The sequence below is a fragment of the Bacillus crepusculi genome (assembly GCF_014764715.1).
In the GTDB taxonomy this organism is placed as follows: domain Bacteria; phylum Bacillota; class Bacilli; order Bacillales; family Bacillaceae; genus Bacillus.
Genome location: NZ_JACXXE010000006.1, coordinates 93,587 through 113,872, shown reverse-complemented (window position 1 = coordinate 113,872; position 20,286 = coordinate 93,587). Strand labels below are relative to the sequence as shown.

General features: G+C 42.1%; 22 protein-coding genes and 1 other annotated feature. Of the genes, 4 read left to right on the top strand and 18 right to left on the bottom strand.

Translation table 11 applies throughout. From position 1 onward, the window contains the following. Positions 1 to 52 precede the first annotated feature (52 nt). The 15 genes from IEE86_RS12220 to IEE86_RS12150 all read right to left on the bottom strand — a co-directional run bounded on the left by IEE86_RS12220 (position 53) and on the right by IEE86_RS12150 (position 16,184). Entirely contained in the window at positions 53 to 1,795 is a 1,743-nt protein-coding gene (locus tag IEE86_RS12220; RefSeq protein ID WP_191097464.1) for a peptidoglycan D,D-transpeptidase FtsI family protein, read from the bottom strand. Positions 1,796 to 1,845: 50 nt separating this feature from the next. Then, positions 1,846 to 2,319 carry a transcription elongation factor GreA gene (gene greA, locus IEE86_RS12215; RefSeq protein WP_034321407.1) on the bottom strand — a complete coding sequence of 158 codons (474 nt, stop codon included), beginning with the start codon at positions 2,317 to 2,319 and terminating at the stop codon, positions 1,846 to 1,848. Between the two features lie 613 nt (positions 2,320 to 2,932). Then, positions 2,933 to 3,565 carry a uridine kinase gene (gene udk / locus IEE86_RS12210; protein WP_065098502.1) on the bottom strand — a complete coding sequence of 211 codons (633 nt, stop codon included), beginning with the start codon at positions 3,563 to 3,565 and terminating at the stop codon, positions 2,933 to 2,935. 7 nt (positions 3,566 to 3,572) lie between these two features. Then, positions 3,573 to 4,841, bottom strand: coding sequence for a peptidase U32 family protein (locus IEE86_RS12205; RefSeq protein ID WP_191097463.1), 1,269 nt, complete (start codon positions 4,839 to 4,841; stop codon positions 3,573 to 3,575). Positions 4,842 to 4,861: 20 nt separating this feature from the next. Further along, positions 4,862 to 5,791, bottom strand: coding sequence for a peptidase U32 family protein (locus tag IEE86_RS12200; protein ID WP_191097462.1), 930 nt, complete (start codon positions 5,789 to 5,791; stop codon positions 4,862 to 4,864). Further along, a complete protein-coding gene (locus IEE86_RS12195; RefSeq protein ID WP_191097461.1) occupies positions 5,788 to 6,453 on the bottom strand; it encodes an O-methyltransferase in 666 nt (221 codons plus the stop codon). The genes IEE86_RS12200 and IEE86_RS12195 overlap by 4 nt, the downstream gene beginning before the upstream one ends. 215 nt (positions 6,454 to 6,668) lie before the next feature. Further along, complete coding sequence (gene mltG / locus IEE86_RS12190; protein ID WP_191097460.1) at positions 6,669 to 7,751, bottom strand: endolytic transglycosylase MltG; 1,083 nt, start codon at positions 7,749 to 7,751, stop codon at positions 6,669 to 6,671. 73 nt (positions 7,752 to 7,824) lie between these two features. Then, positions 7,825 to 8,910, bottom strand: a complete 1,086-nt coding sequence (locus IEE86_RS12185; RefSeq protein ID WP_191097459.1) for an acetyl-CoA C-acyltransferase — start codon at positions 8,908 to 8,910, stop codon at positions 7,825 to 7,827. Continuing rightward, positions 8,895 to 10,358: an acyl-CoA synthetase gene (locus tag IEE86_RS12180; RefSeq protein WP_191097571.1), complete on the bottom strand. Its 1,464-nt coding sequence runs from the start codon at positions 10,356 to 10,358 to the stop codon at positions 8,895 to 8,897. The genes IEE86_RS12185 and IEE86_RS12180 overlap by 16 nt, the downstream gene beginning before the upstream one ends. Next, positions 10,358 to 10,924, bottom strand: a complete 567-nt coding sequence (locus IEE86_RS12175; protein WP_191097458.1) for a biotin transporter BioY — start codon at positions 10,922 to 10,924, stop codon at positions 10,358 to 10,360. The genes IEE86_RS12180 and IEE86_RS12175 overlap by 1 nt, the downstream gene beginning before the upstream one ends. 156 nt (positions 10,925 to 11,080) lie before the next feature. After that, positions 11,081 to 11,359, bottom strand: coding sequence for a DUF1292 domain-containing protein (locus IEE86_RS12170; protein WP_008358518.1), 279 nt, complete (start codon positions 11,357 to 11,359; stop codon positions 11,081 to 11,083). Between the two features lie 15 nt (positions 11,360 to 11,374). Then, positions 11,375 to 11,791: a Holliday junction resolvase RuvX gene (gene ruvX, locus IEE86_RS12165; RefSeq protein WP_105926027.1), complete on the bottom strand. Its 417-nt coding sequence runs from the start codon at positions 11,789 to 11,791 to the stop codon at positions 11,375 to 11,377. A gap of 3 nt (positions 11,792 to 11,794) precedes the next feature. Next, entirely contained in the window at positions 11,795 to 12,061 is a 267-nt protein-coding gene (locus IEE86_RS12160; protein ID WP_024718370.1) for an IreB family regulatory phosphoprotein, read from the bottom strand. A gap of 89 nt (positions 12,062 to 12,150) precedes the next feature. Beyond that, positions 12,151 to 14,787, bottom strand: coding sequence for an alanine--tRNA ligase (gene alaS, locus IEE86_RS12155; protein WP_191097457.1), 2,637 nt, complete (start codon positions 14,785 to 14,787; stop codon positions 12,151 to 12,153). Positions 14,788 to 14,867: 80 nt separating this feature from the next. After that, positions 14,868 to 15,076 (bottom strand) — a binding site (T-box leader). Positions 15,077 to 15,119: 43 nt separating this feature from the next. Beyond that, positions 15,120 to 16,184: an AI-2E family transporter gene (locus IEE86_RS12150; protein ID WP_191097456.1), complete on the bottom strand. Its 1,065-nt coding sequence runs from the start codon at positions 16,182 to 16,184 to the stop codon at positions 15,120 to 15,122. Positions 16,185 to 16,409: 225 nt separating this feature from the next. On the opposite strand from IEE86_RS12150, the gene IEE86_RS12145 reads away from it, so the two are divergent. The 4 genes from IEE86_RS12145 (at position 16,410) to IEE86_RS12130 (ending at position 19,359) form a co-directional block, all read left to right on the top strand. Then, positions 16,410 to 17,138, top strand: a complete 729-nt coding sequence (locus tag IEE86_RS12145; RefSeq protein WP_191097455.1) for an amino acid ABC transporter ATP-binding protein — start codon at positions 16,410 to 16,412, stop codon at positions 17,136 to 17,138. Positions 17,139 to 17,151: 13 nt separating this feature from the next. Continuing rightward, complete coding sequence (locus tag IEE86_RS12140; RefSeq protein WP_191097454.1) at positions 17,152 to 17,958, top strand: transporter substrate-binding domain-containing protein; 807 nt, start codon at positions 17,152 to 17,154, stop codon at positions 17,956 to 17,958. Between the two features lie 81 nt (positions 17,959 to 18,039). After that, complete coding sequence (locus IEE86_RS12135; RefSeq protein ID WP_191097453.1) at positions 18,040 to 18,693, top strand: amino acid ABC transporter permease; 654 nt, start codon at positions 18,040 to 18,042, stop codon at positions 18,691 to 18,693. A gap of 15 nt (positions 18,694 to 18,708) precedes the next feature. Further along, entirely contained in the window at positions 18,709 to 19,359 is a 651-nt protein-coding gene (locus tag IEE86_RS12130) for an amino acid ABC transporter permease (RefSeq protein WP_191097452.1), read from the top strand. A 36-nt stretch (positions 19,360 to 19,395) separates the two neighbouring features. Here the strand turns inward: IEE86_RS12130 and IEE86_RS12125 are convergent, their stop codons facing one another. From IEE86_RS12125 to IEE86_RS12115, 3 genes are read right to left on the bottom strand one after another with little or no spacing between them, the layout of a single operon-like run. After that, positions 19,396 to 19,527 (bottom strand): YrzQ family protein, encoded by a 132-nt coding sequence (locus IEE86_RS12125; RefSeq protein ID WP_078061693.1) that lies wholly within the window; start codon positions 19,525 to 19,527, stop codon positions 19,396 to 19,398. 20 nt (positions 19,528 to 19,547) lie between these two features. Next, positions 19,548 to 19,739 (bottom strand): hypothetical protein, encoded by a 192-nt coding sequence (locus IEE86_RS12120; RefSeq protein ID WP_003216308.1) that lies wholly within the window; start codon positions 19,737 to 19,739, stop codon positions 19,548 to 19,550. A gap of 13 nt (positions 19,740 to 19,752) precedes the next feature. Further along, positions 19,753 to 20,211, bottom strand: coding sequence for a PRC-barrel domain-containing protein (locus IEE86_RS12115; protein ID WP_224740959.1), 459 nt, complete (start codon positions 20,209 to 20,211; stop codon positions 19,753 to 19,755). Positions 20,212 to 20,286: the final 75 nt, after the last annotated feature.

Here is a 20,286-nt window from a genome sequence, read left to right as displayed (position 1 = left end):
TTGCCTCTGTTCCCTAAGTCGTTACTATTCTAACATGACATGAAGGGATGTTCTATGTCTGTTTCTTTTCAATTTCACTGACCTTTTTTACAATATCATAAAACGCATCATTTGTCTTAGCCCGGCCACTTGTCTCGTCGAGATGAACGACGACAAGGGCGTATTTTGGTTTTTCCACCGGAAAGTATCCAGCAAACCACTTATGATAAAGTGCATTCCCCTTTTTGTCTTTACTGCCTGTTTGAGCAGTGCCTGATTTTCCCGCTACATTGAACGGCAAATCTTGAAATCTTCTTCCTGTTCCTTTGTCAGAGGTCACCACCTGCCTTAAGTACTTTTGCAGCTTTTGAGCTGTATAGCGGTCAATGCTGGCTCCTTCAGATCGTTTATGTTGAAAGGACAGCATCGTTGTTCCGTTTTGATACAGCACTTTATCTGCAATTCTCACTTCTTTTCGTTCTCCGCCTCTTGCGATCGTTGCCATCATATTGGCGATTTGCAAAGGAGTCGTTTTAACATTTTTTTGACCGATCGCTGTTTGTGCAATGGCTTTTTTGACATGCTTGTCTCTTTTATCTCCCCACACACTGCCTGTTTCTTCACGATCAAACTGTTTGAAGTGCTGCTTACGATATACATCCCCTTCCCAGCCAGCTCGATCAAGGAGTCCAAGCTTTGAAGCCGTCTTTTCGATGATCTGATCGTCTGTTTGGATGAGCTTTCCAGCGAGTGTTGCAAAGGTATAATTACAGCTTTGCGCAAAGCTTTCAGACAGATTCAATACTTCCTGTTTCCCTTCTGGCTCTCCATATAAATTCTTTCGACAGTCATACATGGTTTGTGGCAGGTCAAGGTTTTTTTCGATCGCTGCGGCAAGCACGGCGGTTTTAAATACAGAGCCTGGTGCAATGGCTGTCAGCATGTAATTTCTTGCTTCATGCCGGTTTTTGCTTGTGACATTCGGAGTACTCGCCATCGCCAGCACACTGCTATTTTGAATATCGAGCAGTACAGCTCCGCCTTTTTCAACACCTTGTTCTTTTAGAACCTTCTCCATTTCCACTTGCATGTCTTGATCCATTGTTGTTTGAACCTGAAGCGGATAAAACGAATGAGCTTCTGCTGTATATTTGACGTCCATCCCAAACAAAGGGTTTCCCCTTCCGTCCACATGATATAACAATTTTGTATCTTGCTCAGGTAATAGAAATTCGTCAAAGGTACTTTCCAGTCCAAACGTACCGATCTCTGTACGGATAGACAGCTCTTTCTTGTCGGGATAACGCTTTCTCAAGAGTTCTGGATTCTCACTTGTGAAGCCTAATGTGTGGAGAGCCAGTCTTTTTTTGTCCTTCTCTTTCATATATACGCCGTAAACACCTGAATATTTCATATCATTGATATCTTTCAGCTTTTTTTTCGTGATGTCATTTTTTAGAATCAGAGGCTTTTTCGTTTCTGTTAGCTGTTTTTTGAGTTCGTCTTCTTTCATTTCAAGAATAGAGGCGGTTTGCTTTAAGCGAGGAAGATCATATTGTAGAAAAGGAAATAAGATGACTGCTGGCTGTTCTTTTGTGAGGAGCGCCCCGCCGTTTCGATCTAAAAACTCGCCGCGTCCATCTGAGATAACCACTTCTTCTGTTCGCTGTCTAACACTTTCTTGTATTAAATTGATATCTAGCTTTGAAAAAGATTCTGTGAAAAACAGCTGAATTTCTGCCAATCTAATAAGAAGGCCGAGCAGCAGCATCAAAATAATGGCACCTGTCCATTGAATTCTTCTTTTTTTGCGCATAAAAACACCTCGTCCCTATTGTGGACGAGGTGTTTATCGTATAAACGTGATTATGAAATTTTTACAATTTGAACGAACATTTCTCCGCCAGGTGTTTGAACGGTTACTTTGTCGTCTACTTGTTTGCCTAACAGGCTTTTTGCAATTGGTGAATCGTTAGAGATCTTTCCTTCAAACGGATCAGCTTCTGCACTTCCAACAATCGTGTAAGACTCTTCTTCTCCGTCAGGTAATTCAACGAAAGTCACCGTTTTACCAAGTGAGACAACATTTGAGTTCCCCTCATCTTCGATAATTTTCGCATTACGAATCATATTATCAAGCGTTGTGATACGACCTTCTACAAACGCTTGCTCTTCTTTAGCAGAATCATATTCTGAGTTTTCAGAGAGGTCTCCAAAGCTTCTAGCAATTTTAATACGCTCTACAACCTCTTTACGTTTAACCGTTTTCAAATATTCAAGCTCTTCTTCTAATTTGCGCTTTCCTTCTTCTGTCATTGGAAATACTTTTTCATGTGCCATGAATCATTCACTCCTTCTATTAATCCTCATCATACACACTTTCTGCATGTGAGTGACGACTGAAATATACAAGAATGAGGACATGTTCAGGCCCTCATTCCTTCTGTCCCATATTCGTAAAAGTCCATCTTACATGGCGTCCCTTTTAGATGCAACTATTATGCCTTTTATGTGGCAGGACCACTAGCGGTCTAAAGATAATTTATCTTCATCGCACAAACTGTGGAAAGGCACAGGAAGCTCCTGTACCTCGTTCGGCCATTTCGATCATATGTAGAAGAATAGCTTATCCATTCTTCAACTTCCAATACATAATATGGTCAGTGTACGATATGTCTATGCTATATTATTACAAAATTTCATTTTGATCAAGAATTGTTTGAAAATTTGTGATGATTTGTTGGTCGTTTTTTTAATATACTTTTACAACCTGACTCTTTCACTGTATAATGGCGATTTTTCCACTTCTGCTTTTCTTCATTGTTTTCCTATCATATCAAATCTTTCATTCACTTTTCGGCTTCTCAACCTGCTCAAGTCTCATCTACCACTAGAAAGATGTTGAAAAGACCTTTACATTGTAAAGGTCTCAGGTCTTTTTCTTCTCCACCATTTACTCTGCTCGGCTTTGAAGAATCGTTTGAATCTTTGTCACCATAAGGTCGATGGCCACGTGATTTTGACCGCCTTCTGGGATGATGATATCGGCGTAACGTTTTGTTGGTTCAATGAATTGGTTATGCATCGGTCTCACAACAGATACATATTGTTCGATGACGGAATCGATCGAACGGCCTCTTTCCTTCGTATCGCGTAAAATACGGCGAATGATCCGCAAATCTGCATCTGTATCGACATATAGTTTAATATCCATTAAGTCTCTCAGACGTTCATCTTCTAGTGCAAAGATGCCTTCAACGATGATGACATCCTTTGGTTCAACATGGACAGTCTCTTCTGAACGTGTGTTTAGTTTAAAATCATAAATTGGTTTTTCAATGGACTCGTACCTTAGCAGCTGTTCCAAATGCTCAAACATCAGGTCATTGTCGAATGCAAGGGGATGATCATAGTTCGTGAGCAGACGCTCTTCAAATGGCATATGACTTTGATTTTTGTAATATAAATCTTGCTGAAGCATGAGGATCGAATGTCCTTTAAATTTTTCATAGATCGAATTGGTGACGCTCGTTTTACCTGAACCCGAGCCGCCAGCAATTCCGATCACCACTGGTTTACTCCTCATGTACCTGTTATTTCCCCTTTCTCATCATGTTGCTTGGGTATACTTTTTGATCAAGCTTGAATTTCACGATTTGCAGCGGATGACGAGCGGCATCCAGCTCATTTCCTTTTTCATCCCATATCGTCTCAATTTTGCAGGTGAAATTCTCAATTTCTGGACCGAAGAATTCGACTTCGTCACCAGCTTTAAAGAAGTTCCGCTGCTGTAATGTCACGATTTGTTCTTTTTCATCATAATGAAGAACAAGACCTGCGAAATCAAATGTCGTTTTCTTCCCATGAATGCCAAACATTTGTTCATCCGTTCCTGGTACGCCTTCGAAAAAGGCTGGCGCTGTGTCACGGTTTGCGCATTTATCTAATTCATCTAACCATTCCTGCTGAATGACAAAATTGTCTGGATCTGCACAATAGGCATCAATCACTTTACGATACACACTCACGACAGTTGCGACATAATGAATTGATTTCATCCGTCCTTCGATTTTCAAGCTGTCAATTCCCATTTCGATCATTTGAGGAATGGATTCGACAAGCTTTAAGTCTTTTGGACTCATCGCAAACGGTGCATCTTCTTCACCAAATAATGGCGCTTCCTCAGAGCCTTCAAGTTTATAAAGATCATAATCCCATCGGCAAGACTGACAGCAGCCTCCGCGGTTCGAATCTCTTGCCGTCATATGGTTACTAAGCACGCAGCGGCCAGAGTAAGCAATACACATCGCACCGTGAATGAATGTTTCGATTTCAATATCGACTTTTTCTTTCATTTCTCTAATTTCTAGTGCACTTGTCTCGCGAGCCAGCACCACACGCTCAAGCCCTTCTTCCTTCCAAAACTGAACAGCTTTCCAATTTGAAAGAGATTGCTGTGTACTTAAATGGACTTCAAGCTTCGGTGCGACACGTTTGCACGTTTCAATGATTAGCGGATCAGCCACGATAATTCCTGCCACACCAGCGCCTTCAATCCCTTGAAGATATTCCTCAAGCCCGTCCATGTTCTCGTTATGGGCAAAGATATTTGTTGTCACATAAATTCGTGCGCCGTATTTGTTTGCAAATGCGACGCCTTCTGCCATTTCTTCAATTGAAAAGTTGTCTGCATTTGAGCGCAGTCCAAACTCTTTCCCGCCAATAAAGACAGCGTCCGCTCCGTAATGTACAGCAATTTTCAATTTTTCCAGATTCCCTGCTGGTGCAAGCAGTTCTGGTTTTTTTGTAATGACACGTTTTCCGTCAACTATTTCAGAAATACCATCTTTTAAAAGTGCCATTTCCTCTTCCTCCTCTTATGTTAATAAACCGTTTCTTTAAAGAAGAATCCTGTATCAATCGAACGATTGACTGGCTGAATGTCTTCAATCCGCTTCACCCAGTCCTCTTTCTGATCTTCATAAGCGTCTTTGTCAGTCGTTAATAAATCAATTGCTTTTCTATAGAGTGATGTCACCTCTGTCATATAAGAAAGTGACTTTAAAATTCCGTCAATTTTAAATGAGTCAATGCCTGCGTCGACAAACTCCTCTAATTCATCAATCATACACACATCATTTGGGCTCATAATATGAGTGCCGTTTGCATCCTCAAAAATAGGATATTTGTTTTGGCGCTCCTCGTCATGAAGAAACAGGCCTTCTTCCATATTTCTTCCTACCACGTCCATTTGTTTGCCCTGATATTCAAAGTAGTTGCCGATGAGCGTACGTTTCGATTGGAACATACATGTCATGCCGTGGACTTGAATTTCGATCTCCACTTCAGCATTTTCTTTGATCTCGATCACGCTGTCCATATTAAGCTCTTTGGCAAGAACAGCACGGGCTGCACCTTTTCTGCCCCAGTAGTTACACGTGTAATAGTTTGTCCCAGTCGTTTCTGTACTCCAGTGAAGATTCAGATTTACTCCTGTTTCTTTTGCGGCCATGATCACTGCCGGATCTCCAAAAACAACACCATCCACGTTTAATCCATCGAGAAAGGTTAAATAATCTCCAAGAAGTGGCACGCGGTCATTATGAAAGATCGCATTCATCGCCACATACACTTTTTTGTGATGTGCATGTGCAAGCTGAACCGTTTGTTTCACATCGTCTCTTGAAAACTCGCCTGCAAGACGAATACCGTATGTCTGCTCACCTATTAAAAATGCATCAGCGCCCGCCTCGATTAATGGCAGGACGTCTGACACTTTGCTTGGCGTCACAAGCAATTCTGGTTTTTTCATGATTGGTCACCTCTTTTTGTACTAATGGCGATCCCATCTCCAACTGGAATAATGCACGTTTGGAAATCAGGGTTTGACATGAGCCATTGATTGTATCGATCGATTTTTCCAATTAATTGTTTTTTTCGTTTATCTTCCATTTCTTCTTCATAATTTGTTGCGACTAAGCCTTTGAATAATACATTGTCTGTAATAATCATTCCGTCATGAGCTAGCATCGGTTCAAACAGCTCAAAAAAGCGTTTATACTGCCCTTTTGCGGCATCAATGAAGATCACATCATAGGGTGCCATCGTTTGGACCGTTTTAGCCGATTCCATGGCATCACCAAAGAACACATGTATTCTTTCTTTTAACTTTAATTCCTCAATGTTCCGTGTCGCTTCTTCATAGCGTTTCGCATTTCGCTCAATCGTGTAAATTTCAGCATCTGGGAGAGCTGTCGCCATTCGTATTGCGGAATAGCCAATCGCTGTCCCCACTTCAAGAATTTTCTTCGGCTTTTTCATCGAAAGCAGCTGCAGTAAAAGTTCGATGCTTACCTTTTCCATGATTGGCACATGATGTTCTTTTGCATATACCTCTAATTGAGCGATTGCATCAGGACTCGGTTGAATTAAATGTTCAATATAGTCATTTATTTGATCATCTTCGATAGTCATTATATGTCTAGCTCCTTCATGACCTGAAAAAGAAGAGTCCTGCCTATTGCAGCTCTCTTTCTCGTCAATCAATCTTTCGTTCATCTAAGTAAAAACAACCCGATATATTTTACCATAAAGAAGTGGCAATTGCGAACCTATAAAATGGATATTCCAACGAAAAAAACTGCAGGCAATCTATTATTGTCTACAGTCTTTTACGATTCACATGTGTGTTAGTTGCTGCCTGTGATGTATTTTGCTTTCGCTTTGTTGTGTTCATTTAGCGTTTTCGTAAATACGACTTCTCCATTTTTCTTGGCAAGGAAGTAAACGTAATCCGTTTTCTCTGGATGCAGTGCTGCTTTCCATGAAGATTCACCAGCATTTGCAATAGGTCCAGGCGGCAGCCCTTTGTTGATATACGTATTATACGGAGATTTCACCTTGAGGTCTTTGTAATAAACACGGGATTTATGCTCACCAAGTGCATACAGAACGGTTGGGTCTGTTTGTAGCGGCATGTCCTTTTTCAACCGATTATAAAACACACTTGAGATTTTTGACCGATCTGTCTTTTCCGTTGCTTCCATTTCAATCAGTGATGCCATCGTTAACACATCATGTATGGACATCTTTCTCTTTTTCATGTCTTTTTCATACGTTTTCACGTATTGATCTGTTTGTTTAATCATTGTTTCAATGATCGTTTCGAGTGATTCATCCTCACGATAAAATGGATACGTCGCAGGGAATAAATAACCCTCTAATGGATGTTTGACCTGTTTTCCATCCACCTGTGATGTCACCGTTTTCGGATATTTTTTCATCAACTTTTGAATAAAAGCACGATCATCCAGCTTTGCTTCTACTTCCTTCGCTGAAAAATTCGTCTGGTTGGCAATAATCGTTGCAATATCAGACAGCTGTTTTCCTTCAGGAATCACAAGCTGAAAGGCGTAATCTGTACCGCCAGATGTCAGCTTTTGAATGAGCTGATCGGCGTCCATTGTTTGTTTCAAATGAAAGTATCCTGCTTTAAAGCCGGACGCATTTTTGTATTTTGCATAGTAAGTGAAAATCGTATCATTCGAAATGAGCCCATTTTCTTTTAAAATGCCCGCAATCTCACGGACAGATGTCCCATTAGGAATATGAATATTAATCGTTTGTTTGCTTTTTTGATCGACCGGTCCGAGTGCTGATTGAACATATAAAAAGCCTGATATTGCTACAATGATGATAACAGCAAGTACAGATAGCAGGACGATCCCCTTTTTTCTTTTGAAAAATGGTCGTTTCTTTTGTTCTGAAAACATGCATGGCCCTCCTCACATCTAGCCTTTATAGTACATGATTCGACGGAGTTCGGCAATGACTTGCCCATGCATCTCATGACAGAACTTGACAAAGTACGGCTAAACCAACACCGCCACCTGTGCCAATGGCAGCCACAACATAGCTTCCTTTCGGTAAGGCATGGGCTTCGTAAAATAATCTCACCATCATAGCAGCTCCCGATGCGCTGTATGGATGTCCTAGACAAAGTGCACCGCCTCTTCTATTGATCCTGTCATACGGTATGCCCAGCGTCCGGGCAATAAGTGCTACTTTCAGCGCAAATGCTTCATTGATTTCAAACAACGCCACGTCTTGTGCCTTGATCTGTTCCTTATGTAAGAGTTTCTTAATGGCATCAATGGGTGAAGCTGCAGGAAAATGAGGATGCATAGCTGTCACAGCACTTCGGACATACCGTAACTTAGGCTTTAAGCCTTTTGCCTCCGCTTCCGCTCTTTCCATCACAACGACTGCGGCTGCGCCGTCGGCTTCCTTGCAGCTATTGGTGACGGTCACAGTTCCTTCTTTTAAAAAGACAGGCTTTGCCCGCTTGATTAGCCTTGTGATCGGTCTTATTTTAGCGGCCGCTTCATCTGTATTCAGTCCATCAATCGGAACAATTTCTTCTGAATATGTTCCTTGTTTAAATGCCTCTATACTTCTTTCCCAGCTTAAAAGCGCGTAGTCATCTTGTTCTTTTCTCGTGACAGAAAATCTTGATGCGGTCAGCTCTGCCGCTTCTCCCATATGCGGGTCCCCTATCCACTCCGGTGAAAAGCGAGCTCTTTCTTTCATTGGTGATTTGGAAATACTTTCAGTCCCACCTGCGATATACATCGAGCCCTCACCCGATTGCACCATAACACAAGCCGTTCTGATCGCTTCAAGACCCGAGGCGCACTGCCTATCAATGGTCATGCCGGGAATGTGCAAGGAAAGTCCTGCTTCTAATGAGGACAGACGAGCCATATTTCCGCCGCCTCCTACGACATTGCCTAATATTACGTCATCCGGCGTCATCACCTGAGACAGATGCTGAATAAGGGGCGCGGCTAATTGCTCTGGGCGATAATCTTTCAGCATTCCGTTTTTGTCACCGAAGGGCGTCCTTTTCGCTTCCACTATGACTGCTTGCATGACAATTGTTCCTCCGCCCATTTTTTCATACTGGCACGAGCGATTTTTCCGCCGGATGTTTCGATCATTTGATCAATGACGAGCCATTTTTTTGGTACCTTATAAGCCGCTAGTTTTTCTTTGACAGCCTGCCGAATGGCCTTTGTCTGTTGCACCTGTTCAATAATGGCAACAGGGATCTCGCCCCAATATGGATCAGGAATACCAATGACGATCGACCGCTTCACCTCTGGCTGTTCATTTAACACACGCTCAATTTCTTCCGGAAAAATATTAAGGCCTCCATAAACGATCATGCCATTCTCGCGACCGCTCATATACAGATATCCGTCTTCGTCCAGCCGCCCCATATCATAAACCGTCAGCCACTCCTGCGGAGATTTCCCCTCGTGTAAGTAACCTGAAAAAGACATCGGGCTTTTCACATAAATTCTGCCTGTTTCATTTGGCTGACAGACAGATTGATCGGCTCGCCTCACTTCCACTTGAATGGAAGTGAAGGGTCGTCCGACGGAAGAGGGCTTTTGCAGAAAATCGTTTGAAGATAAGTAGGAGACAAAGCTTAACTCTGATGTGCCATAAAAATCAAAAAATGTGACATGGGGATAACCGGTCACTAGTTGCTTTTTTGAAGAGATCCCCCAATCTGCTCCGGAAGATATGACAAGAAACGGAGTGTCTCCTTCAAAAGCATCGATCTGAAGTAGCGATTCTGTCATTGTCGGGACAGTATACATCACATTAATGTCTCCTGTCTGTAAGGCTTTCTTTGCTTTTAATGGCACAAATTTTTCTAAAAGCGTCACTGTTCCGCCAAAGTATAATGTACTGATAGCACCATATAAAAAGTGAGAGGATAAGAGTGTACCTAAAATGAGTACATGATCTTGATGAGTAATCCCAAATTCAGAGGTCGTCATTCGAAAGCTTTCGATCCATGACTGCTGGCGCCTTATAAAGGCTTTGGGTGAACCCGTTGATCCTGACGTAAATCCCATATAAAAGACAGGGTCTTCATCGGTAACAGGTTTGTGACAGTGAACGTGTGTGATGAGGCTCATTCTTTCTTTCCATTCAGATAAAGAAAAAACCGGCATGTCTACTTTATTCTTATTAAATCTTCTCATATATCGATCCTCGGCAATGACAAGATCCGCCTCACTTAACAAAAGCTTTTCTACACATTCTTCATGACTCCATCTCGGATCAAGCGGGACGGCTGTCCATCCTGCGCAAGCCGCACCAGCAAAAATTTGTAGAAAAGAAGCACAATTTGATATTAAAAAGGCGACCCTTTTTTTCTGATGAACCGTTTCATTTAGCCACTGTGCCGATCTCTGCACACGTTCATGCCAATCTTGATAAGTGATGCTCTCTTGTTCATCTATGATGGCGATATGATCTGGTTTCATTTTTGCATGTGCTGCATAGGTTTCCGTTATTCTCATCAAACCGCACGCCCCCCTTTATGTAGGTCCCTTTTTTGATGCGACATGGCCTCAATGATTTTCACCGTGAAGACAGCACACATGCCAGCTTTGATGAGATCACCCGGTACATAAATCAAGCTGAGCAGAGCTGCATGAGTCACCTCTATATGCATCATCATGGCTTGAAAAGGAATGCCGCATATATATAAAATCCCGATACTGCATACCGCATAGATCATAAAAAGGCGCAGAGTGGTCACTTTTTTCAGCCGGCTCAGCCACAGGCTAATCATCAAGGCAGCCACTGGATAAGCAAGTAAAAAACCACCGCTTGGTCCAAAAAAGACCCCAATCCCGCCTCTTCCTCCAGACAAAAGAGGTGCGCCTGCTGCCACAATCAGGAGAAAAAGAAGTAAACTGATCAATGCTTGTTTTGGCTTTAACAGCCCTCCAGCAAGCAATAGACCTGCCGTTTGTAATGTAATCGGTACAGGTGTAAACGTAAGTAAAATCGGCGGAATCAACCCCAACATCCCGATGACTGCTGTCATTAACGCCATTTGCATCATATCTTGAATTTTCAATATTCATGCTCCTCACTCATTTCTTCGTTAAAATTAGAGTAAAAGGTACATGCAAATATGTCAACTTAAAATAAAAATGAGTTTACATAATAAGCATCAAAAAAAGACCTGTGAAGAAAGATCAGTAAGATCATGTTCACAGGCCTTTTATTCGTTCTATTCTTCTTCTTGATCTAAGAACGTATTTAACGTTTCTTCAATCATGTCCCACTCTTCATCCGTTTCAATTGGCTCTAGTTCGCCATCTTCACCGTCTTCGTTTGGTGTGAAGCTTGATGCATGAATTTCAATTTCTTCGTTATCCTGTTCAGAAATTGGGTAGTAAAGAACATATGATTTGTTAAAATGGTCGCTTTCAAAAGTAAATAGTACTTCGCAAAGCTGTTCATTTCCATTATCATCAACGATTGTAATTTGCTTTTCTCCGTGTTCCATTTGATTCACCTCATTTTAATTTAAGCTGTCTAAGTACCCTTGCAGGATCATCACAGCCGCCATTTTATCAATGACTTTTTTACGCTTTTGTCTGCTCACATCTGCAGAGATGAGCATTTTTTCCGCTGCCATTGTCGACAGACGCTCGTCCCAAAGCACAACAGGAACATTGTACGTGTTTTCTAACACTTTCGCAAATGATTGGCTGGCTTCGCCTCTTGGACCGACCGTACCGTTCATATTTTTTGGAAAGCCAAGTACGATTTTATCCGTTCCGTATTGCGCGATGATGTCAGACAGGCGGGTGAGACCAAAGTCTCCGCCTGCTTCATCAATTTTAATGGTCTCAATCCCTTGCGCTGTCCATCCCATTTCATCACTGATCGCAACACCAAGGGTTTTCGTGCCTAAATCTAAGCCTAAAATTCTCATGTTTTACGCCTCTTTATGTGTCTCTAAGTACGATTTAACCAATTCCTCAATTAATTCGTCTCGTTCTAGTTTACGAATTAGGTTGCGTGCATCCTGATGTCTTGGAATATAAGCAGGGTCGCCTGACAGCAAGTATCCGACAATTTGATTGATCGGGTTGTATCCTTTTTCTTGGAGTGCGTCATAGACTGTAATGAGCACTTCATTCACATTGGTTTCAGCTGAATCATCAGAGAAGTTAAACTTCATTGTCTTATCAAATGAACTCACTGCTTTTTGCACCTCTCTTCCAACATTCTACTAGCAAGCTTTTTTCTAACCGCTCATCTAATACCATTATTCTACACTACATTGCCTGATTATAAAACGGATTTGACAGATTCTTCGACAGTTGCCAGTGCTTCTTCAAGCTTTTCAGGTTGTTTTCCGCCTGCTTGTGCCATGTCTGGACGTCCGCCTCCGCCTCCACCGCAGATTTCAGCTGCCTGCTTCACAAGCTTCCCTGCATGAAGACCTTTTTCGATCACGTCTTTTGTTACTCCTGCTGAAATGTTGACTTTTCCATTTTGAACGGCTCCAAGCACAATGACAGCTGATCCTAATTTCGCTTTTAAGTCATCGACCATTGTTCTTAAATGGTTCATGTCTTTGGCGTTTACTTTTTCAGTTAACACCTTCACTCCGCCAACGTCTTTCACTTTTTCTAAAATGGAGCCTGCTTCTGCCTGACTTAATTTCGCAAGAAGAGATTCGTTTTCTCGTTGAGCCTCTTTTAAATCTGCCTGTAATGAAGCGATGCGTTTTGGTACATCCTTCGTATTTGACTTCAGCTCACTCGCTGCCTGCTCTAAAATGGCCAGCTGATCACTTAGTTCTTCATAGGCACCTTTACCAGTGACAGCCTCAATACGGCGTGTTCCAGCACCAATACCCGATTCAGATGCAATTTTAAACAAACCGATTTCCGCAGTATTTTGTACGTGGCAGCCGCCGCATAGCTCAATGCTGTAATCGCCTACTTGGACAACGCGGACAATATCGCCATATTTTTCGCCAAACAGCGCCATTGCGCCCATTTCTTTTGCTTCAGCAATCGGTTTTAGATCAATGGCAACCGAAATACCTTCCCAAATCTTTTCGTTGACGATTTTTTCAATCTGAGCCAATTCTTCTTTTGTTACTTGTCCAAAATGAGAGAAATCAAAGCGAAGTCTGTTTTCATTCACCAATGAGCCTGCTTGGTTCACGTGACTGCCTAATACATCTTTTAATGCCTGGTGCAAAAGATGCGTCGCTGTATGATTTTTCACAATCCCTTTTCGAAGAGCTTGTTCCACTTCAGCAGTCACTTCAAGGCCTTTTTGAGCCGTACCGCTTACGACCACTCCTTCATGGACATGCTGACCATTTGGTGCCTTTTTCACATCTTTGATGTCAATGATGACTTCTGCACTTTTTAATGTACCTTTATCAGCAACCTGTCCGCCGCTTTCAGCATAGAAAGGTGTTTCATCTAACAAGATTTGCACCGTTTCGCCTTCATGCGCTTCTTCGACAATTTCACCGTTTTGAAGTAGTTCGATAATACGAGCATCTGCAGTTAAATTTTCGTATCCAACAAAGGTACTCTCTACTTTAATATCACCTAAAGCCCCGCCTTGAACCTGCATACTGCCGACATCTTGTCTCGCATTTCTTGCACGTTCACGCTGCTTTTCCATCTCCGCCTGGAAGCCTTCTCGATCGACTGTCATGTTCTCGTCTTCTGCGTATTCTTCTGTCAGCTCGACCGGGAATCCATACGTGTCATATAGCTTAAATACATCTTCACCTGAAATCTGTGCGCTGCCTTTGTCTCTTTCTTTTTTGATCACTTCTGACAAAATCGCTAAACCTTCGTTCAATGTTTCATGGAAGCGTTCTTCTTCATTCTTGATGACTTTTGCAATAAATTCTTCTTTCGCTTGTACATCTGGGTAGAAATCCTTCATGATTTCCGCCACAACTGGAACTAGATCAAACATAAACGGGCGATGAATATGAATGGTTTTTGCATAACGCACAGCACGTCGAAGCAAACGTCTTAACACGTACCCGCGGCCTTCATTGGAAGGAAGCGCTCCATCACTTACAGCAAAGGCAACCGTCCGAATGTGGTCAGCAATCACTTTAAATGCTGTATCCTTTTCCTTTGTCTCCCCGTAGCTTTCTCCAGAGATGGTTTCGACTGCACGAATAATTGGCATGAATAGGTCTGTATCAAAGTTCGTTGGCACGTTTTGAATGACAGATACCATTCGTTCAAGACCCATCCCTGTATCAATGTTTTTCTTCGGCAGCGGCGTGTATGACCCATCTGGATTATGGTTAAATTCAGAGAACACAAGGTTCCACACTTCTAGATAACGCTCATTTTCCCCGCCAGGATATAGTTCTGGATCGTTCATGTCGTCACCGTATGCTTCGCCGCGATCATAGAAAATTTCCGTATTCGGTCCGCTTGGCCCTTCGCCAATGTCCCAGAAGTTGCCTTCAAGGCGAATGATGCGTTCTTCAGGTACCCCAATTTTATCTCTCCAAAGAATATACGCTTCTTCATCCTCTGGATGTACAGTGACAGATAACAAATTCGGATCAAAGCCAATCCATTCGTCACTTGTGAGGAATTCCCAAGCCCATTCAATCGCCTCTTCTTTAAAATAGTCGCCAATAGAGAAGTTCCCAAGCATTTCAAAGAATGTATGATGGCGGGCTGTTTTCCCTACATTTTCAATATCATTCGTGCGAATGGATTTTTGCGCGTTACAAATACGCGGATTTTCAGGTACAACGCGGCCATCAAAGTATTTCTTTAATGTTGCCACACCGCTGTTAATCCATAAAAGTGTTGGATCGTCATGCGGTACAAGTGACGCACTCGGTTCTACAGCATGTCCTTTTTCTTTAAAAAAGTCTAAAAACATTTGACGTACTTGAGCAGAAGTTAAAGTTTTCATTCAAAAATCCTCCCTTTTCGTTTCAACAATCTCCACACAAACGAAAAACATCCCGCCCTATGCAAGCATAAAACTACTTACACAGGGACGAGATGTTCTCGCGGTACCACCCTGATTATAGACAAATTCGTCTATCACCTTCACATCCGATAACGCCGGAAGAGAGCGGCAGTGTTTATCTGCACTCAGGACTAGCTTCCGTTAAAGGTCTGATAAGGCTTTTCTCAGCAAAATAAAGCCTCTCTCTGCAACAGCTTTTTAACGTACTCGGGTCCATCATTGAATTCAATATGTATGAATCGAAATTATTATAGACAACTCGGCTCGTCTTGTCAATGAACGCTTCGTCTCATCAGGATATATTGCACAATCATCACCCTGATAATAGCAGCAGCTGGTACGGCTAAAATCATACCAATTAAGCCAAACAGCTCTCCTCCTGCAAGCAAAACAAGCATGATGACGACAGGATGCATATGAAGACTTCTTCCAACGATGATCGGGCTGAGTATGTTGCTTTCCAAAAATTGCAGCACCGCCACTGTGATCAGCACAATGATGACCGACTTCACTGAAATGGTAAAAGCAATAAATACAGCTGGAATTGCACCAATAATCGGACCGAAATACGGAATCACATTCGTGGCTCCAATCAGCATGCCAAGAACAAGCGGGTACGGGATATGAAACAGCCAGAGAATAATGGCTGCTGCTCCCCCAATCAATGAACAAACAAGCAATTGCCCTCTAATATAATCACCAAGGGACTCGTCGACTGCTTTCACAAAGGCATGGCCCCTCTTCCGGAGTTTAGGCGGCGTTAAATACCATGCAGCTCTCTTCATTGTATTCATATCTTTCACCATATAAAAGACGAGAAAAGGAATGAGCGCTGCGACTAATGCGTAATCCAGTAATACTTTACAGCTAAGAATCATCCGCTCTGCGCCATTTGCTGCATATGTTTCCGATTGAACAATCAAACGATCCAGCCGGTCGTGTAGTCCGTCAGGCCAATGGCTTGTATGACGATGAATATGAGATAAAGCGCCATTATAAGTTTCGGCAAGCACAGGAATTTGTTCTGACAGTTCATTTAACTGCGTGATCATGATAGGCGCCCCTTTATAGACCGCAAAACCAATCCCGCCAAAAAACAGCACATAAATCAATAAGAGACTGACTGTTCTCGGCAAACCTCGCGCGTGCAGTCTTTCGACAATAGGGTAAAGCAGATAAGAAATAAAAATGGCGACAAATAGCGGAATAAGAACCGCTTTTAGCAATAAAAAAATAGGCATCCATAACTCGTCGAGCTGAACAAAAATGAGTAAGGATGCAAGGACAAGCAGTACACCTGCAGCATATATTAGAAACTCGATCGGACGTTTCTTCACCTTTTTCACCTCTTCTCTTATTGTTTAACCATCTTCTGCAATTATCCATGTAAATAAAATTTGTCCTAACTTTGTTAAAAATGAATACACATGAAACATACAGCTCCATCCAAAGTCACTGTTTGCCGCAAAATCTCGTCAGAAAATATTCCATTTTTTACTTCTTTTTACACAAGGTATGCTAGAATCCACTTTAGCCAACTAAACACAAGGGGGAGGTTCTTCATGATCACATTCGAAAACGTCAACAAGCATTTTGGCCAGTTCCATGTACTTAAGGACATTAACCTACATATTCAAAAGGGTGAGGTTGTTGTGATCATCGGTCCTTCAGGGTCTGGTAAAAGCACGATGCTCCGGTGTATCAATCGGCTTGAAAGCATTGATGAAGGAAACGTACTTGTCAACGAAGTACCTGTTCAGCATCCGAAGACCAACATCAATCATGTCAGACAAAATATTGGGATGGTGTTTCAGCACTTTCATCTTTATCCGCATAAGACGGTGCTTGAAAACATAATGCTTGCGCCAATGAAGGTCAAAAAAGTGAGCAAGGAAGAAGCGAAGGAAACAGCTGAATTTTATTTAAATAAAGTTGGCATTCCTGATAAAGCTGACGCCTACCCTTCAAGACTCTCGGGCGGACAGCAGCAGCGCGTTGCCATTGCAAGAGGGCTTGCGATGAAGCCAGAGGTCATGCTTTTCGATGAACCAACATCCGCTCTTGATCCAGAGATGATCGGAGAGGTACTAGATGTGATGAAACAGCTGGCTTTTGAAGGGATGACGATGGTTGTCGTCACACACGAGATGGGATTTGCCCGGGAAGTGGCTGACCGCATTGTCTTTATTGATGAAGGCAGAATTCTTGAAGAATCAACACCCGCTGCATTTTATGAAAAGCCACGCGAGAAACGTGCTCAGTTATTTTTAAGCCGTATATTAAATCACTAGGGGGAATGGTTTGATGAAAAAAATGAAACGCTTTGGTCTATTACTTTTTATGACTTGCTGTATGGTCGCTTTAGCTGCTTGTGGTTCTGCTGAAAAAGGCTCGACTGATGCGCAAGGAAGCTCATTAGAAGCCATTAAGAAAGACAAAAAAATCATTTTCGGTGTAAAAAATGATACACGCCTTTTCGGTCTAAAAAACCCTAGCAGCGGAGATATCGAAGGATTTGATATTGATATTGCAAAGGCCATCACAAAGGAAATGCTCGGCGATGAAGGAAAAGCTGAATTTAAAGAAGTGACATCTAAAACGAGAATTCCTTTGCTTCAAAAAGGTGATATCCATGCGATTGTTGCGACCATGACCATTACAGAAGAACGCAAAAAAGAAGTCAACTTCTCTGATGTGTACTTTGAAGCAGGACAATCACTGCTTGTGAAAAAAGGAAGCGACATTCAATCCATTGATGACCTTAAAAAAGGAACGAAGGTGCTTGCCGTGAAAGGATCGACTTCATCTCAAAACATCCGCGAAAAAGCGCCTGAAGCATCTGTTTTAGAATTTGAAAACTATCAGGAAGCCTTTACAGCACTAAAATCAAATCAAGGTCAAGTGCTGACAACAGATAACGCCATCTTATTTGGTATGGCAGACGAAGATTCAAATTACGAAGTAGTCGGAGGCACCTTTACAGATGAGCCTTATGGCATTGCTGTGAAAAAAGGCGATGAAGAATTGACAGATGCCATTAACAAAGCGTTAAAGACTTTAAAAGACAATGGAGAGTATGACAAAATTTATCAAAAATGGATCAAAAAATAATCGTATTGACTCAGTCAAGATCACTGCCCACAGGTGAGCCGTTCATGGGCTCCCCTGTTATCTAGGAAGGAAGTGAACTAATTGCTGCGGTTTTCAATTTTAACTGAAAACTTCCATCTTTATTTAGAAGGGTTTACATATACCATTGGTGCAAGTGTCATTGCTTTGATTGGAAGCTTTTTGATCGGTACACTCATTGCCATTATGAGAATTGCGCCACTGAAGCCGCTCAACTGGTTAGGGACGGCTTACGTGGAATTCATTCGGAATATTCCGTTATTATTGATCACATTTGTTTTTTTCTTTGGTTTGCCTGTGCTAGGTATTGTGGCAGATGGCTTCACAGCTGGAACGATCGCTCTTGCCATCTATACCTCTTCCTTTATTGCTGAAGCCATTCGTGCAGGTATACAAGCTGTACCGCTTGGACAAATGGAAGCAGCCAGGGCTTCTGGTCTGTCGTATGGCGGAACGATGCGATATATTATTTTGCCGCAAGCGATTAAAATTGTCGTTCCCCCACTTGGGAATCAATTTATTAACCTTGTCAAAAACTCCTCTATTCTAGGTGTCATTGCCGGGTTTGATCTCATGTATCAAGGAGACCTCATCGCGTCTAGAACGTTTGTGACGTTTGATGTCTACATCTTTGTTGCCATGTTCTATCTGCTGTTAACGATTCCGCTCAGTCTAGGCGTTGGTTATTTAGAAAAAAGATTAGCAAGAAGCCACTAGAAAGGAGGAAATACAATGGATTTTATAGGTGCCTACCAGCCTGATCATCTCGCCTTTTTACTTGAAGGATTTGCTGTCACCTTAAAAGTGGCTTTTATCTCCATTATTTTGAGCTTTATCATTGGATTAGTTATTGGCACATTGCGGTTCGCTCAAATTCCGATTTTATCAAAGGTACTTGCAGTGATCGTAGAAACTATTCGGAACCTGCCGCTTTTGCTGATTATCTTTTTTACGTATTTTGCACTGCCAGAAATCGGCATCAAGCTGAGCATTACAGCCTCTGCTATTGCGGCTTTAACCGTGTTTGAATCAGCCATGCTATCAGAAATTATTCGGAGTGGTTTAAAATCAATTGATAAAGGTCAGATCGAAGCTGCCAGATCTTCTGGTTTAACCTATATTCAAACATTAAAAACGATTATTATGCCCCAGGCTTTACGCCGAATGGTACCGCCTATTGTGAGTCAATTTATATCCCTTTTAAAGGATACATCGCTTGCTGTGGTCATTGCGCTTCCAGAACTATTACATCACGCACAAATTTTAAACGGTCAGAGCCAGTCGTACTTGCTGCCAATTTTCCTAATGGCCGCTTTGATGTATTTTGTTGTCAACTTCAGCTTATCCTTACTTGCACGCCGATTAGAATATAGGCAGGCATAAAAAAGGACATCCACTCATGGTGGATGTCCCTTTTTCTTAAAGCATTCGCATAACACGTTTTCTTAGCTTTTTCATATCGCGCTTCGATGGCATATCATATCGACTCGCAAAGTGATATGCTAGTGCACCTGCACCAAGCGTTAATAGTGAAGAAGTCATTTTGCCCATTCGAAATTCCCCCTTAACACTTATAGTTGAATTGAACGTTCATCATCACTAAACAAATCATCTAGACTGCTTAGTGTACCGTCTTCCTCCACTTGGTGTGTAGATATTTTGCCTTTTGACAGTGTCAATTCAATAAAACAACCCCAGCAATAATATTGATTGACCCCAATTTTTCCGATGTCTTTACATTTGCAATTTGGGCAAATGAGCATAATCAGCACCTCTTTACGTTCGGTTTAGAACAAGTGCTTCCTTTTGAACGTTGATCAAGGTTCCGGCAGCTTGCAGCTGTTTTCGAATCCCTGATAGCTCTGTAAAGAAGCCGTCCGAGAGTTCATATGCTACGATTGTGCCCGAATTTGCGCAAAAGTATACATCTTCCAAAATGCCTAAATTTTCACCCTCAGGTGACTGCATCATTTTCTTTTTCAATTTCGAAAATAAGAAGGATGGGGCAGAGGAATCCATTCCTATTCCCTCCTCGCAGCTCACATATAAACCTTTGTCTGTCAGCTGGTCACAAGAAGAGAATGGAATGAGTGCACAGTCTTTCTTTTTCCCATCTACCACATATCCCCCGCAGCTGCCGCCGGCTAATAAGCAAATATCCTTGATGGAACCAAGTGAATGAGACTGCTCATCTGTATAGATCGACATTCCTTCAAGCTCTCGACATGTTCTCAAAATGTGCTCAACCACCTTTTGCGGAACAGTCTTATCGTGTGCGTTTGCTTCATGACTCATACGAAGAAATGGCTT

Bases quoted from the DNA above. Each gene is read 5' to 3' on its own strand.
- IEE86_RS12220 (WP_191097464.1), bottom strand. From the start codon at position 1,795: ATGCGCAAAAAAAGAAGAATTCAATGGACAGGTGCCATTATTTTGATG.
- greA (WP_034321407.1), bottom strand. From the start codon at position 2,319: ATGGCACATGAAAAAGTATTTCCAATGACAGAAGAAGGAAAGCGCAAA.
- udk (WP_065098502.1), bottom strand. From the start codon at position 3,565: ATGAGGAGTAAACCAGTGGTGATCGGAATTGCTGGCGGCTCGGGTTCA.
- IEE86_RS12205 (WP_191097463.1), bottom strand. From the start codon at position 4,841: ATGGCACTTTTAAAAGATGGTATTTCTGAAATAGTTGACGGAAAACGT.
- IEE86_RS12200 (WP_191097462.1), bottom strand. From the start codon at position 5,791: ATGAAAAAACCAGAATTGCTTGTGACGCCAAGCAAAGTGTCAGACGTC.
- IEE86_RS12195 (WP_191097461.1), bottom strand. From the start codon at position 6,453: ATGACTATCGAAGATGATCAAATAAATGACTATATTGAACATTTAATT.
- mltG (WP_191097460.1), bottom strand. From the start codon at position 7,751: ATGTTTTCAGAACAAAAGAAACGACCATTTTTCAAAAGAAAAAAGGGG.
- IEE86_RS12185 (WP_191097459.1), bottom strand. From the start codon at position 8,910: ATGCAAGCAGTCATAGTGGAAGCGAAAAGGACGCCCTTCGGTGACAAA.
- IEE86_RS12180 (WP_191097571.1), bottom strand. From the start codon at position 10,358: ATGAGAATAACGGAAACCTATGCAGCACATGCAAAAATGAAACCAGAT.
- IEE86_RS12170 (WP_008358518.1), bottom strand. From the start codon at position 11,359: ATGGAACACGGAGAAAAGCAAATTACAATCGTTGATGATAATGGAAAT.
- ruvX (WP_105926027.1), bottom strand. From the start codon at position 11,791: ATGAGAATTTTAGGCTTAGATTTAGGCACGAAAACCCTTGGTGTTGCG.
- alaS (WP_191097457.1), bottom strand. From the start codon at position 14,787: ATGAAAACTTTAACTTCTGCTCAAGTACGTCAAATGTTTTTAGACTTT.
- IEE86_RS12145 (WP_191097455.1), top strand. From the start codon at position 16,410: ATGATCACATTCGAAAACGTCAACAAGCATTTTGGCCAGTTCCATGTA.
- IEE86_RS12140 (WP_191097454.1), top strand. From the start codon at position 17,152: ATGAAAAAAATGAAACGCTTTGGTCTATTACTTTTTATGACTTGCTGT.
- IEE86_RS12130 (WP_191097452.1), top strand. From the start codon at position 18,709: ATGGATTTTATAGGTGCCTACCAGCCTGATCATCTCGCCTTTTTACTT.
- IEE86_RS12125 (WP_078061693.1), bottom strand. From the start codon at position 19,527: ATGGGCAAAATGACTTCTTCACTATTAACGCTTGGTGCAGGTGCACTA.
- IEE86_RS12120 (WP_003216308.1), bottom strand. From the start codon at position 19,739: ATGCTCATTTGCCCAAATTGCAAATGTAAAGACATCGGAAAAATTGGG.